This window comes from Haladaptatus salinisoli (assembly GCF_020614375.1).
In the GTDB taxonomy this organism is placed as follows: domain Archaea; phylum Halobacteriota; class Halobacteria; order Halobacteriales; family Haladaptataceae; genus Haladaptatus; species Haladaptatus salinisoli.
This window is the reverse complement of record NZ_CP085327.1, coordinates 2380111-2392458: the sequence shown is the minus strand read 5'-3', so window position 1 is coordinate 2392458 and position 12348 is coordinate 2380111. Positions and strand designations below refer to the sequence as shown.

Annotated in this window: 14 protein-coding genes; 3 read left to right on the top strand and 11 right to left on the bottom strand. The window is 66.7% G+C overall.

Annotation, left to right across the window (positions count from 1 at the left end; genetic code table 11):
• Positions 1-167: 167 nt before the first annotated feature.
• Positions 168-1715 (bottom strand): preprotein translocase subunit SecD, encoded by a 1548-nt coding sequence (locus tag LIX00_RS13070; RefSeq protein WP_227353627.1) that lies wholly within the window; start codon positions 1713-1715, stop codon positions 168-170.
• Positions 1712-2572, bottom strand: coding sequence for a protein translocase subunit SecF (gene secF / locus LIX00_RS13065; RefSeq protein WP_227353626.1), 861 nt, complete (start codon positions 2570-2572; stop codon positions 1712-1714). The genes LIX00_RS13070 and secF overlap by 4 nt, the downstream gene beginning before the upstream one ends.
• Positions 2573-2682: 110 nt before the next feature.
• On the opposite strand from secF, the gene LIX00_RS13060 reads away from it, so the two are divergent.
• The gene (locus LIX00_RS13060; protein ID WP_227353625.1) at positions 2683-3024 is read left to right on the top strand and encodes a DUF7968 family protein; all 342 of its coding nucleotides are present in this window, start codon (positions 2683-2685) and stop codon (positions 3022-3024) included.
• Here LIX00_RS13060 and LIX00_RS13055 read toward each other — a convergent pair.
• From LIX00_RS13055 to LIX00_RS13040, 4 genes are all read right to left on the bottom strand, one after another.
• Positions 3021-3908, bottom strand: coding sequence for an ATP-dependent ribose-1-phosphate kinase (locus LIX00_RS13055; RefSeq protein WP_227353624.1), 888 nt, complete (start codon positions 3906-3908; stop codon positions 3021-3023). The genes LIX00_RS13060 and LIX00_RS13055 overlap by 4 nt on opposite strands.
• Before the next feature lie 72 nt (positions 3909-3980).
• On the bottom strand, positions 3981-4793 hold the full coding sequence (locus LIX00_RS13050) for a DUF63 family protein (RefSeq protein ID WP_227353623.1): 813 nt from the start codon (positions 4791-4793) through the stop codon (positions 3981-3983).
• Positions 4794-4866: 73 nt separating this feature from the next.
• The gene (locus LIX00_RS13045) at positions 4867-5307 is read right to left on the bottom strand and encodes a GNAT family N-acetyltransferase (RefSeq protein WP_227353622.1); all 441 of its coding nucleotides are present in this window, start codon (positions 5305-5307) and stop codon (positions 4867-4869) included.
• A 55-nt stretch (positions 5308-5362) separates the two neighbouring features.
• Positions 5363-6328: a ribose 1,5-bisphosphate isomerase gene (locus LIX00_RS13040; protein WP_227353621.1), complete on the bottom strand. Its 966-nt coding sequence runs from the start codon at positions 6326-6328 to the stop codon at positions 5363-5365.
• 133 nt (positions 6329-6461) lie between these two features.
• On the opposite strand from LIX00_RS13040, the gene deoC reads away from it, so the two are divergent.
• On the top strand, positions 6462-7097 hold the full coding sequence (gene deoC / locus LIX00_RS13035) for a deoxyribose-phosphate aldolase (protein ID WP_227353620.1): 636 nt from the start codon (positions 6462-6464) through the stop codon (positions 7095-7097).
• Between the two features lie 20 nt (positions 7098-7117).
• Here deoC and LIX00_RS13030 read toward each other — a convergent pair whose 3' ends face one another.
• Positions 7118-7852 (bottom strand): mechanosensitive ion channel family protein, encoded by a 735-nt coding sequence (locus LIX00_RS13030; protein WP_227353619.1) that lies wholly within the window; start codon positions 7850-7852, stop codon positions 7118-7120.
• A gap of 147 nt (positions 7853-7999) precedes the next feature.
• Complete coding sequence (locus LIX00_RS13025) at positions 8000-8614, bottom strand: PQQ-binding-like beta-propeller repeat protein (RefSeq protein WP_227353618.1); 615 nt, start codon at positions 8612-8614, stop codon at positions 8000-8002.
• Positions 8615-8707: 93 nt separating this feature from the next.
• Here LIX00_RS13025 and LIX00_RS13020 point away from each other — a divergent pair, with 93 nt between their 5' ends.
• Positions 8708-9961, top strand: a complete 1254-nt coding sequence (locus tag LIX00_RS13020) for a tRNA (N(6)-L-threonylcarbamoyladenosine(37)-C(2))-methylthiotransferase (protein WP_227353617.1) — start codon at positions 8708-8710, stop codon at positions 9959-9961.
• 200 nt (positions 9962-10161) lie between these two features.
• On the opposite strand, the gene LIX00_RS13015 is transcribed toward LIX00_RS13020, so the two are convergent.
• The 3 genes from LIX00_RS13015 to LIX00_RS13005 all read right to left on the bottom strand — a co-directional run bounded on the left by LIX00_RS13015 (position 10162) and on the right by LIX00_RS13005 (position 11975).
• Positions 10162-10335 carry a plastocyanin/azurin family copper-binding protein gene (locus LIX00_RS13015; protein WP_227353616.1) on the bottom strand — a complete coding sequence of 58 codons (174 nt, stop codon included), beginning with the start codon at positions 10333-10335 and terminating at the stop codon, positions 10162-10164.
• A gap of 21 nt (positions 10336-10356) precedes the next feature.
• Positions 10357-10947: a plastocyanin/azurin family copper-binding protein gene (locus LIX00_RS13010; RefSeq protein ID WP_227353615.1), complete on the bottom strand. Its 591-nt coding sequence runs from the start codon at positions 10945-10947 to the stop codon at positions 10357-10359.
• 92 nt (positions 10948-11039) lie between these two features.
• The gene (locus LIX00_RS13005) at positions 11040-11975 is read right to left on the bottom strand and encodes a cation diffusion facilitator family transporter (protein ID WP_227353614.1); all 936 of its coding nucleotides are present in this window, start codon (positions 11973-11975) and stop codon (positions 11040-11042) included.
• Between the last annotated feature and the right edge of the window lie 373 nt (positions 11976-12348).

Sequence of the window (12348 nt, the reverse complement as noted above, 5' to 3'; positions counted from 1 at the left end):
GCGAATATCAGCAAAACCGAGAGGATTCGATAGATGGCTATCATGGCGGGAAATCGCGCTCGAAACACGAAGCGGCGGGGATTTGCCGGACGATAGATACGTCCGTCCTCCGCGTCGATATCGCGGGCCGCAACTCGTCGGACGGGTTCCGACAAAAGGGAAGTCGACTACCTGTCGGTCAGCAGGTAGCGCAGGATGTCACCGTAGGCCGGGCGCGTCACGAGCACGCCGATGAGCACGCCGAGGATGGTGATGATGGCGAATCCTCGGAGGTCGCCGAGCGAGAGCACGGCCAGCGGACTCATGGCGATGATGGTCGTCGCGGCGGCGGCCCCGATGACCCAGAACGCCTTGCGGAAGCGCGACTGGAAGACGCGCGAGGATTTCACGTCGCCCTCGCTCATCACCTCGTCGGCGATGATGATGAGGTCGTCCACGCCGGTCCCGATGACCGCGATGAACCCCGCGATGTGCGAGAGGTCGAGGGCTAACTGCACCGCCGCGGCGAAGCCGAGCAGGATGACGACTTCGGAGAGCGCCGTCACGATCATCGGCAGCGCGACCTCCGGTTTTCCGTACCGGGCGAAGACGGTGCCGCTCACCGCGAACACCGCCGCGAGGCCCGCGACGAGGGAGTACAGCTTGAACTCGGTGGCGAGGCTCGGCGCGAGGTAGGTCGTCGTTCCACGCTGCATGTCGAGCGCCGCCGGAAGCGCGCCCGCGCGGAGGTTTATCTGGAGGCGGCGGGCTTCGGAGAGATTGGTCGCGGTGATGGAGAAGGTGGGACTTTGCGCCCACTCGCCGCTCTTCCAATCCTGCGCGAGGCTCCCTCGTACGCCCGCCGAGTAAACGACTCGGCCGTCGACGACGGTGTTGAGGCAGTACTTCTGCCCGCCGTCGTGGCAGGACAGGATTCCCTCGTCGGTGAAGCCGTACTGCACCATCTTGCGCTGGAACGGCTCCGCGGCGGAGTCGGAGACGGTGACGCTGACGGACGCTCCGCCGCCGCCCGGATTCTCCTGGGCGGAACCGACGCGTTCGATGTCCTTCGAGGTGAGAACCGTCTCGTTTCGGTACCCGGTTCCGTTCTGGTTCGGGAACTGGGCGACGATTCGCACCTGGCCGCGCTCGGTGACCAGTTTTTTCATCTCGGACTGGTTCGCGTTCGGCATTTCGATCTGGATGAAGTGCTCGCCCGTCGCCGTCTCGACCTGTTGGACGCGCCCGCCGGCGAGTCCAGCCTTCGAAATCTTGTCGCTCAGGGTGCGGACGATTTCGGCGCGAGTCTGGGCCGTGACGCCCTCGCGGACGGTGCCGTGCTCGATGCCCGCGGCGTCGAGCGCCGATTTCAGTTCGCCCGCCGTCACGTTGTCGGCGAACACCTCGATGGTCGTTCCCGACTGGCTCTGGCGAATCATCACGTCCTGCTGGTCGGCGCCGGCGATGTTCGCGGCGACGCGCTGTTGAATCTCGGTGGTACTGGTGCCGTTCGCGACGTTCACGTTCTCGGCGGTGACGCCGTTGACGGGGGCGCGGATGCGCGTTCCGCCCGCCAGTTCGAGGCCGTACTTCAGGTTGGTCGGCCCGTCGTTCGAGACGAGCGTGGCGTTGCCGCCGCCGCCCCCGACCGCGCCCTGCGGTACGAACAGCGCGAAGGCGCTCCCGAGCAGGAGGAGGACGAGGAGGCCGACGCGCCACTGCTGTCGGATGCTCATCGCGCCACCCCCTCGTACTTGTACCACCGGAGGAGGCTCAGGTTGAGCATGTAGGTGTTCATCAGGTCGGTCGTCAGCCCCATCACGAGCACCACGCCGATGGAAGTGAGCAGGTCGATGCCGAAGATGTACGCGACGAGCGCCATCACCGACATCGCGGAGAGCGAGGTGAGCGTCATCGTCACGCCGGTTCGCATCGCGCGGTAGGTGCTCTCGTAGAACCCGCCCGACCGACGAAGGACGTGGTTGTTGAGCAGGATGTCGGAGTCCACGCTGTAACCGATGAGCATCAGGAGGGCGGCCACCGTCCCCAGCGAGAGCGGGATGCCGAGGATGTTCATCAGTGCGACGGGAATCACGATGTCGCTGAACGCCGAGAGGACCACGGCGATAGAGGGAACGAACGACCGAAACATGAGGAAGACGAGGATGCTCATGCCCACGAACGCCGCGACGAGACCGTACAGCGCGAGTCGCTGGGATTCGCTGCCGAAACTCGCCGAGGTGCTCTGCACCGAGAGCACTTCGTAGCCCGCCTGTTGGGCCTGCGATTGGAGCGCCTCCGTGTTCGTCTTCTGGAACGTTACGATGTAGACGTTGTCGGCCGAACGGGAGGGGGTTATCGAGACGTCGGATTGGCCGAACGTCGCGTCGATCTGATCCTGCGATGCGGTCGTCTGAATTCTCATCTCGGTTCCCCCGGTAAACTCGATGCCGGGCGTCACCGGCGAGCCGGTGGTGATCCACCACCCGGCGATGACGAGGAGGGCCAGCACGAGGACGGCGAGCGGAACCGCCGCGAGTTGCTTGTTCGAGTACCGGGAGTAATCGACCTCCGGTACTTGGAACTCTACCATGGTCGATGGGTGCGGGGCGACCCTGAATAAGCCTTCTTAATTACTGTGGCCGGACGTGTCGCTCGAAAGGTGCGAGAACGCATTTACGCCTCGCGTCCCTACGCTTCCACATGGCCACCGAAGAAGCCGTATCCGAGGGCGAATCGGCGACCACCGTCGTCGTCTCGTTCCCCGAAGACCTGAGCAGTTGGGGGCGCTTTCAGGTGAACACGCGTCACTTCCTGGCGTACCTCCGGAAGACGAAGGGCCGCGTCCGCGAGGGCGACGTCTGGGAGGAGTTCCTCGACGTCGGTTGCTGCGGAAACACGTTGGACGTCCCCCTCCGCGTCGAACGCGTCGAGGGCGGCGACCGGATGGGGCCGGACACCGAGATAACGTACGAGGTGCGCGAAGCCTGCGGCATTCAGGGCGGGTGGAAGGTGCAGAGCGCGGACGGCCCCAACGAGGTCTAAAACTGCTCGTCCAGAAACGCCTCGACTCGCTCCCGCGTCGGTGCGGTGCGCGCCCCCGACTCCATCGACGTCAACGCGCCGCAGGCGTTGGCGAACTCCAGGGCGCGCTCGTAGTCCCGCGTGTCGAGGAAGGTGGCGATGAATCCCGCGGCGAAGGCGTCGCCCGCGCCCGTCGTGTCCACCGACTCGACGCCGAATCCGGGGTGGGTGTACGCGCCCTTCGTCGTATCGACGCGCGCGCCGCTGCTCCCGTGTTTGATGACGACGACCCGCCCGTGTAGCTCCGACGACGGATGTTCGAGGTCGCTGTCCAGCAGCGTCGCGGCCTCGCGGTCGTTCAGGAAGACGACGTCGGAGTAGGCGAGCGCACGCGAGAAGTTCCGTTCGCCGAGGCGGCGACCGGGGTCGAAACTGACCGTCAACCCCGCCTCGGTCGCGACGCGGGCGAGCTCCGCCGCGGTGTCCGGGCGCTGGCTGGTGAGGTGGAGGTGGTCCGCCCGCCGGACGTACTCGGCGTCCACTCCCTCCGGCGTGACCGCCTCGTTCGCGCCCTCGTTTCCGAGCACCATCACCTCGCCCCGCTCGTCCACGATGAGGTACTTCGTCGTCGTCTCGACGCCCTCGACTTCGACGACGTGCGTGCAGTCCACCCCGGCGCCGTCCAGTTCCCGCCGGACGAGCACCCCCTGTTCGTCCGCGCCGACGCTCCCGACGAGCCCCGTCCGCACGTCCATCCGAGCGAGGGCGACGGCGGCGTTCGCGGCGCTCCCGCCGCCGGAGCGGCGTTGGGACGTGATGCGCGCCTCCCCGTCGGGGTCCGGTAGGGCGTCCACCCGGAGCGTCACGTCCCAGTTGACGTGTCCCGCGGTTACGACTCGAACCATATCACTCCCCTGTCGCGGTTCGCGGACGGCATACCGTTCCGATAAGCGACCGGCGGTAAAAAGTCCTGAGGACTAGCCGGTGATGGCGAACAACAGGAGGTTGTGCGCCCCCGGGCCGAGTCCGACGGCGGCGACGACGCCGAGCAACAGATACCCCTCCGTCGGCTCCTCGGCGACGTAGTCGGCGAACAGCAGGACGACGAACTCGGCGATGGCGAGTTTCACGAGCACGAACAGCCAGCCGACGCCGATCACGTCCGCCGTCGGGAGCATCCCCGCGAATTCGAGGATGGCCCGCGAGATGGGCGTTCGTTCGGTCGCGTTGAGCACGTCGATGCCGATGGCGGTCGAGACGGAGTCGAGCGCGTGGCCGAACAGCGTGAGCACGCCCACCGCGCCGGTGATGACCGCCACGTCGGGGTAGAAAAACTGCGTCGCTATCCACAGCGCGCCGGTCAGGAGGACGGCGACGACGAGTCCCACGAACGGCCAGAACAGGTGGAGACTGTCGTGCGTGAAACCGTACCAGAGGGCGGCGGCGACGACGAGCACCACGCCCGCGGTGCCCGTCCCGGCGAGCACCCGAGGAACCGGCGTCCGGAGGCGGCGGAGGGCGAACAGCCAGACGCCGCCGGCGACGACGAACGTGGTGAGGTAGACGGAGGGCGTTCCGAACAGCGGGGCGACGCTCGCGGGAATCGCCCGAACCTGATAGAGCGCGTGGAGTCCGGCGCCGACGACCATCCACGGTGCGAACGCGACCACGGTTCGTTCCGAGACGGTCGGTTCGGCACGCCAGAGTAACCAGCCGACGAGCCCCACCGCCAGTAAAAGCGGGAGAAGATAGGCCAACGGCGGGAGCGCGAACCCTTCCGGCAGTACCATACACCGACACGCGAACGGAGGTGTCGAAAGGTTTGCGGTCTGCGTGCACGCGGCGTGAAACCGCCGTTCGCGTCTACTCCCGTCCGTGCACCATCCAGACCAGCGGTTCCGGTTCACCGTCCGGGTGGTCGACCGCCTCGTCCGCCGCGTCGAACCCGCAGGATTCGTAGAAGGGAACCAGCCCCTCGCGGGCCAACAGCGACGGCGAGACCTCCCGCAAACGAGGGTGCTCGCGGACGGCGGTCATCAGTTCCCGGCCCACCCCCGTCCCGCGACGGTCGGCCGCGACGATGACGTCGTACACCATCGCGTAGTAGACGTAGTCGGTGAGGATTCTGGCGGCCGCGACCGGCTCTCCGCTGCCGGCCTCGCTCCCGGTGCGGAGGAGGACGACCTCGTCCGTGCTTCGGAGCGCGCGGCGAACGTCCGACTCCTCGCGGTCGTCCCACCACCCGTACTCCCGGTACAGTTCGAGCAGTTCCTCGGCCGTCGCGCCGTAATCGACCGTGACCATGCGTCAACCTTCGAACAGGACGAGAAAGTACCTTCGGTCGGCGAAGCGCGAGCGTTCAGAGTTCGGGTTCGTCCCACGGCTCGCCGCCCTGCTGGTCGCCGAACAGTTCGCGCATCAGGGTGACGATGCTCTCGGGCGGGAACTGGCCGCGCTCGGTGACGATGGCGTCCACGTACCGGGGCGGGGTCACGTCGAACGCCGGGTTCTCGACGGTCACGTCGCCGACGTCCTCCCGTTCGTCGAGGCTGAGCACCTCGCGCTCGTCGCGCATCTCTATCTCTACGGTGTGGCCGGTCATCGTGTCGGGGTGGAGCTTCAAGGTCTGCGCCGCGACCATGATGGGGACGCCGCGCTCGCGGGCGTTCACGGCCAGCCCGGAGGTGCCGACCTTGTTGATGACCGACCCGTCCGCGGCGATGGAGTCCGCGCCGACGAGGACGTGGTCGGCCTCGTCGAGGTAGCGGCGGGCGGCGTTGTCCACGATGAGCGTGACGGGAACCCCCCAGTCGCGGAGCTGTCGGGCGGTGATGTGGCCCTGCTTTCGCGGGCGGGTCTCCTTCACGATGGCGTGAATCTCCTTCCCCTGTTCGAGGGCCTGCTCGACGCAGGACAGCGCGTCCGTCGAGTGGCAGTGGGTCATGATGGTGTCGCCGTCGCGGAGCCGATTCGCGCCGATGCGCCCGAGATTGTCCTGCGCCTGGTCGAGTTCGCGGCGGAACTCCGCGGCGCTTTCCACGACGCTCTCTCGGAGTTCCTCGACGGTGTCGCCCCGCATCCCCCGGAGAACGTACCGCAGGGCGTTCGGGAGGCTCACCGCCGTCGGCCGCGTCTCGTGGAGTCGCCGGGCCGCGGTTCGAATTTCGACCCGAAACGCCTCCGGCGAATCGGCGGCGCTCGACTCGGCCTGCTCGCCGAGCGCCGCCGCCGCGGCGTCCGCGATGGTCGCCGCACCGCGAATCTCCATCTCGGCGATGTCGTTCGCGGCGTCGGTGACCGCGGAGTGGAGGTCGGGGTGTTCCATGCCCCGGAGTACGCGCCGTACCGGTAAAAGTAGGCGGGCGAAGGCGAGAGTCGTCCCGTCGACGCGGCGCGCTTCCGCCGGTCGCGCCGCGCGATAGCGGGGATTTTTACCCGGCGGCGACATCCGCCCCGCTATGAACGAATCGGAACTCGCCGGAAAGATAGACCACACGGTGCTTGGGCCGGAGACGACGCCGGACGACGTGGCGCGCGTGATGGACGAAGCCGCCGACTACGGCATGAACGCCTGCGTTCCGCCGTGCTACGTCCCGGAGGCGAACGAGCGTGCTCCCGACGTGACCCTCGCGACCGTGATCGGATTCCCGCACGGCCAGCACGCGACGGACGCGAAACACGACGAAGCGGTCGGCGCGTGGGACGAGGGCGCGGACGAGCTGGATATGGTCATCAACGTCGGGCGACTGAAGGCGGGCGAGCACGACGCCGTGCTCGACGATATCGAGCAGGTCGTCGTCGCCGTCCCCATCCCCGTGAAGGTCATCATCGAAACCGCGCTGCTCACCGACGAGGAGAAGCGCGACGCCTGTCGACTGGCGAAGGAGGCCGACGCGGCGTTCGTCAAGACGTCGACCGGGTTCGCCGACGAGGGTGCCGCGGTCGAGGACGTGGAGCTAATGGCCGAGTACCTCCCGGTCAAGGCGAGCGGCGGTATCGGCGACTACGAGAAAGCGAAGGCGATGCTCGACGCCGGCGCCGAGCGAATCGGCGCGAGCAGCGGCGCGAAAATCGTGGACGATTTCCGCGGGTAGGCGTCTTCGCGGTCGTCCCCTCAGTCGTCGTCGCTCGGTTGCGGACTCGGCGTGCCCTGCTGGGCGCTCGTCATCCAGTTGTCGATGTGTTCGGCCACGTAGTCCCTGCCGCCCCAGCCGAACGCGACGCCGACGCCGATGGCGATAGCCGCGGCGAGTCCCCACGCGAGCGCTCGCGCGAAGACGTACAGGATGCCCACGTCGATTCCCATCGTGTCGAGACCGATGACGATGGCGGTGAAGTACAGGAATATCCGAGTTCCCGTGGCGAACCACTGGGTGTACGCGGTGTGGGTCGCCGCGCGGGTTCGCATGATGGCGTCGCCGATGAAGTCGGCCACGACGAAGCCGAGGATGATGACCAGCAGTCCCGCGATCAGCGCCGGAAGGTACGAGACGGCGGTCGCGACCCACTGGGAGAGCGTCGCGATAGCGAGGACGTTCGCCGCCGCGAGGATCGCCAGCGCGTAGACGAACCACGCGGCGAGTTTGCCGAGCGCGCTCGATACCGCGCCCTCCGTTCCGCCCATCATCCGCCCGAGCGGGGTGTCGAGCACCATCCTATCGAGTTGGACTCTGTCCGCGATTCGGCGGACGACGGCGGCGGCGGCGCGACCGATTACCCACCCGATGAGCAGGATGACGATCGCACCTACCAGTCGCGGTAGGAGCGCGATGAATCCCGAGATGGGCTCTTGAAGCCACTGCGGAAGGTTTCCTCCGACCTGTTGAAGTGGTACTTGCATGTGTGTCATTGTTTTATCTCCGTGTTTTTCACCGGGCGTAATCGAACCGCCCGGGTCTTTCGAGGAATCGGACTACAGGTAGTTTGTTGTTGACCGCCTGAATCCAACCGCTTCGGCGGTAACGAGATATAAATTCGTCGTCGAATCGTTCGAAACTCACCGGCCGCGCTCGGGATTTGTACCGCTGGCTGATGGCGGAAAATTCCGTTTCCGCCGTCCACGCTCCGCATATTCCTCGAACCGACACGAGCCGTTAAAACGAACGGCCGAACTCGAGTGACGGGGTCTCAGGCCGCTTCGAGCGCGTACAGAATCGGCGGACCGTCGGTCGGTTCCGTGATGGCGAACAGCGTCCCGTCCGCGACCGCGAGTCCCCGTCGAACGCGCGTTCCGAGGTCGCCAGCGCACCGCGCCGAAACGCCTGCCGGCGAAACCGGTTCCGCCGCCGGTTTCGATGGCGTACATCGTCCCGGCCTCGTCGCCGACGTAGAGCGTCTCCCCCGCGACGACCGGCGAGTTGAGGCTGTTGTCCGCGATGCCGAGCGTCCACCGCGTCGTTCCCGAGTCGGCGTCGGCGCGCGGACCGCGCGCCTTCGGGTTGTACCCGGCGTTCGCCCCGTCGTGGCCGAGGGTCGGCCAGTCGGTTCGGCCGCCCGCCGCGTCCGCGGCCTCGTCGTCGGAGGCGGACGTCGAGTTACAGCCGGCGGTGGCGGCGACCGCGGCGGTGCCGAGGGCGGCGAGGAATCTCCGTCGCGGAGTTCGAGGGATCATTGTATCGGACATTCCTTATCAGAAATCATACTATTTCCGCATCGGCGGCGCAACCGTCGCCCTTTTTGCCGCGTAGCCGAAACTCCCGCCCGAATGGCCCGGTATCACATCGAGACGTACGGGTGTACCTCGAACCGCGGCGAGAGCCGTCAGATCGAGTCCGCGCTCCGCGACGCGGGCCACTACCGCGTCGAGACACCCGAGCGGGCGGACGTCGCCATCATGAACTCCTGCACCGTCGTCGAGAAGACGGAGCGCAACATGGTTCGCCGGGCCAAGGAACTCGAATCGGAGACGGCGGATCTCATCATCACGGGCTGCATGGCGCTCGCGCAAGGCGAGGAGTTCCAGACCGAAGGCATCGACGCCCAGATTCTCCACTGGGACGACGTGCCCGCGGCGGTCACGAACGGCGAGTGTCCGACGCCCGGGCCGGGCGTCGAACCCGTCCTGGACGGCGTGGTCGGCATCCTCCCCATCGCTCGGGGCTGCATGTCCGACTGCTCGTACTGCATCACGAAGCACGCGACGGGGAAGATAGCGTCCCCCTCGATCGAGGAGAACGTCGAGAAGGCCCGCGCTCTCGTCCACGCTGGCGCGAAGGAACTCCGGATCACCGGACAGGACACGGGCGTCTACGGTTGGGACACGGGCGAGCGAAAGCTGCACGTCCTGTTGGACCGCATCTGCAACGAGATAGAAGGTGAGTTCCGGGTTCGCGTCGGGATGGCGAACCCGAAGGGCGTCCACGGCATCCGCGAGGAACTCGCGCGGGTGTTCGCCGAGAACGACGAACTCTACAACTTCATCCACGCGCCGGTGCAGTCCGGGTCCAACGACGTGCTCGGCGACATGCGCAGACAGCACCAGGTGGCGGAGTTCGTGGAAGTCGTCGAGACGTTCGACGAGCACCTCGACTACTGGACGCTCTCGACCGACTTCATCGTCGGCTTCCCGACCGAAACGGAGGCGGACCACGAGCAGAGCATGGCGCTCTTGCGCGAGGTGCGCCCCGAGAAGATCAACGTCACTCGGTTCTCGAAGCGTCCGAACACGGACGCCGCGAAGATGAAGGGGTTGAACGGCGCGATAAAGAAGGAGCGCTCGAAGGCGATGTCCGAGTTGAAGATGGACATCGTCGGCGAGGCCTACGAGGAACTGGTCGGAACCGAAAAGCGCGTGATGGTTGTGGAGGAGGGCACGGGCGACTCCGTGAAGTGCCGGGACGAGGCGTACCGGCAGATAATCGTCCGGAACGCCTCCGAGCGCGGCATCGAACCCGGCGACTTCCTCGACGTGGAAGTGACGAGCCACCAGACCGTGTACGCCTTCGGCGAACCGGTCTAACGTCAGCGGAAAGCACTTGTCTTCTCGCGGACCAGTTCCGCGCGACGCTCCCGGCGACCGACGCGCTCCTCTGCACCGTCTCCGACCGACCGTCGTCGGCGCGGACGACGCGCCCGCGTCGTTCGTGAGAATTCAGCGATCGAAGAGGTGAGTTGCTTCGGAGGGCCGATTAGGGACCGATTTGGAGGGCCGAAGCGAGGTTACTCGACGAGTATCGTTCCGCCAAGGTTGAGCGCCTTGTGCGGCGTGCAGTAATACTCGTATTTTCCGGGCACCTCGAAGGTGTAGCTGTACTCGTAGCCCGTATCGTAGGTTACGCCGTCGCCGCCCGGCGTTCCCCGCCAGTTCGCGCCGTCGGGTTGGTCTTCGACCACGATGTTGTGGGTATCCGACCTCTAGACGAACGTGACTTCGGTTCCCGCGGGGACTTTCAGCGGTCGTTCCGTGCCGGGCCTGAACCCGTACTCGTCGTTCGGGGCGACTTCGACGGGGAGGTCGTCCGCGGTCGCGGGCGGTTTTCCGTCGGTCGTCGTTTCGGTCGTCTTCCCGTTCGCCCCCTCGGGCGAGACGGTCACGGACCCGGTCATTCCGGCGGCTTCGTGCGGCTGGCAGAAGTACTCGTACTCGCCGACCGTCTCGAAGGTGTGCGTGTAGCGGTAGCCGTCGTTGTAGATCTCGGACGAGGACCCCGGCGTCCCCTTCCAGTCCGCGCCGCCGGGTTGGTCTTCGACCACGATGTTGTGGTTGTTCGACCGCCACTCCCACGCGACGGTCTGACCCGGGTGAACCGTCAGGGCTTCGGGTTCGAACGAGAGGTTTCCGCCGGAACCGACCTTCACCGTCGCGTCGGCCTTCGTCCGGTCGCCCGCCGTCCGCCCGTCGTTCGAACCGACCAGTCCACCCGCGAGACAGCCGGAGAGGGACGCTCCGGCGAGCACCGCGCCCGTCGCCTGCAACATCGTCCGCCTATCGCGTTCGAGGGTCATGGGAACCTGTATCCGTGTCTACAGCATCCCGGTAAAAATACCGGTACCCGATTCCCAGAATCTGAAAACGGCGGTGGCCCGCAGACGGCGGCTCACTTCTCGTCCCCGTCCCCGGGCGACGTGTCGGCCAGTCTGTCCGCCTCGGCGTCGGGTTTCCACTCGCCGAGTTCCTTCGGGTCGACGTGGACGAACACGTCGTCCACCTCGGGGATGTCGCGGATGGAGTCCATGATTCGGGTCTCGATGTCGTGGGCCTCGATGAGCGTCAGGTCGCCTTCGACCTCGACGTGCAAGCTCACGTCGATCTCCGGGCCGACGTAGTGGGCGATGACGTCGTGAACGCCCTCCACATCGGGGTGTTCGAGCGCCCGCCGGACGATGTCGACCCGGAGGTCTTCGGGGGGCGCGCGCCCGACGAGGTAGTCCACGTTGTCCTCGACGATCTCCCAGCCGGTGTAGAGGATACCGAACGAGACGACGCCCGCCGCGACGGGGTCGAGCGCCGGAACGCCGAACCGAGCGCCGAGCACGCCGACCAGCGCCGCCGCCGCGGTGAGGATGTCGTTGCGGTTGTCCAGCGCCGTCGCAATCACCGCGGGCGAGCGAGCCTCCTCGCCGACCCGAAGGCAGTACCGGTAGAGCGCGTACTTGACGACCCCCGTGACGACGAGCACGGCGGCGGCGAGCCAGCCCGTCGTCACCGATATCTCCCCGGAGAGGAGGGAGGTCGCCGCGCGCCAGAACACCAGCGCACCCGCCGCGAAAACGCCGAGCGCGACGACCAGCGAGACGAACGGCTCGATGCGCTCGTGACCGTGCGGGTGTTCGAAGTCCGGCGGCTGCGTCGTCAGGTAGAGACCGCCGAGGACGACGAAGCTGTACACCGAGTCCGCGAGGCTGTTGACGGCCTCGGAGCCGACCGCGAGGCTACCGGTCTGAAACCAGACGGCGCCCTTGGCGAGCGCCAGCAGGACGTTCGCCGCGAGGACGACGATGCCCGCGGAGCGGACGGCGCGAGACCGGTTCATCGTCGAGAACGTTCGTACTCCAAAGAAAAGGGCGTGTCGCTCCGGTCGTTCGTCAGCAACACCCGGGGAAGCAAGTACCGCCCGGACAACAGGTGCTCGCCGTTCGGGCACCCGCACAGCAGCGGACGGCGAGAACGTTCTCGCCGTCGGAACAGCGATCGGGCGTTCGTTCGGAGGCGGAACGACGGTCGGACGCGTTCTCGGAGACGGTACAACGGTCGGACGTGCGTTCGGGCGCACAGCAATCCTCTGACATCGCACTCGGTCGTAGGCGCTCGCCGTGGATAAACGAGTCAGTTTCCCGACTCGAAGGTGGTTTCGCAGCGGAAACCGCCCGCGTACGCTTACCTTCGTGGAACGCCAAGGGACGACG

What these genes read in the sequence shown, in the direction of transcription:
- LIX00_RS13030 (WP_227353619.1), bottom strand. Translation starts at nt 7,852, where the DNA reads ATGACACACATGCAAGTACCACTTCAACAGGTCGGAGGAAACCTTCCG.
- LIX00_RS13055 (WP_227353624.1), bottom strand. Translation starts at nt 3,908, where the DNA reads ATGGTTCGAGTCGTAACCGCGGGACACGTCAACTGGGACGTGACGCTC.
- LIX00_RS13070 (WP_227353627.1), bottom strand. Translation starts at nt 1,715, where the DNA reads ATGAGCATCCGACAGCAGTGGCGCGTCGGCCTCCTCGTCCTCCTCCTG.
- LIX00_RS13020 (WP_227353617.1), top strand. Translation starts at nt 8,708, where the DNA reads ATGGCCCGGTATCACATCGAGACGTACGGGTGTACCTCGAACCGCGGC.
- LIX00_RS13010 (WP_227353615.1), bottom strand. Translation starts at nt 10,947, where the DNA reads ATGACCCTCGAACGCGATAGGCGGACGATGTTGCAGGCGACGGGCGCG.
- secF (WP_227353626.1), bottom strand. Translation starts at nt 2,572, where the DNA reads ATGGTAGAGTTCCAAGTACCGGAGGTCGATTACTCCCGGTACTCGAAC.
- deoC (WP_227353620.1), top strand. Translation starts at nt 6,462, where the DNA reads ATGAACGAATCGGAACTCGCCGGAAAGATAGACCACACGGTGCTTGGG.
- LIX00_RS13050 (WP_227353623.1), bottom strand. Translation starts at nt 4,793, where the DNA reads ATGGTACTGCCGGAAGGGTTCGCGCTCCCGCCGTTGGCCTATCTTCTC.
- LIX00_RS13060 (WP_227353625.1), top strand. Translation starts at nt 2,683, where the DNA reads ATGGCCACCGAAGAAGCCGTATCCGAGGGCGAATCGGCGACCACCGTC.
- LIX00_RS13045 (WP_227353622.1), bottom strand. Translation starts at nt 5,307, where the DNA reads ATGGTCACGGTCGATTACGGCGCGACGGCCGAGGAACTGCTCGAACTG.
- LIX00_RS13040 (WP_227353621.1), bottom strand. Translation starts at nt 6,328, where the DNA reads ATGGAACACCCCGACCTCCACTCCGCGGTCACCGACGCCGCGAACGAC.
- LIX00_RS13025 (WP_227353618.1), bottom strand. Translation starts at nt 8,614, where the DNA reads ATGATCCCTCGAACTCCGCGACGGAGATTCCTCGCCGCCCTCGGCACC.
- LIX00_RS13005 (WP_227353614.1), bottom strand. Translation starts at nt 11,975, where the DNA reads ATGAACCGGTCTCGCGCCGTCCGCTCCGCGGGCATCGTCGTCCTCGCG.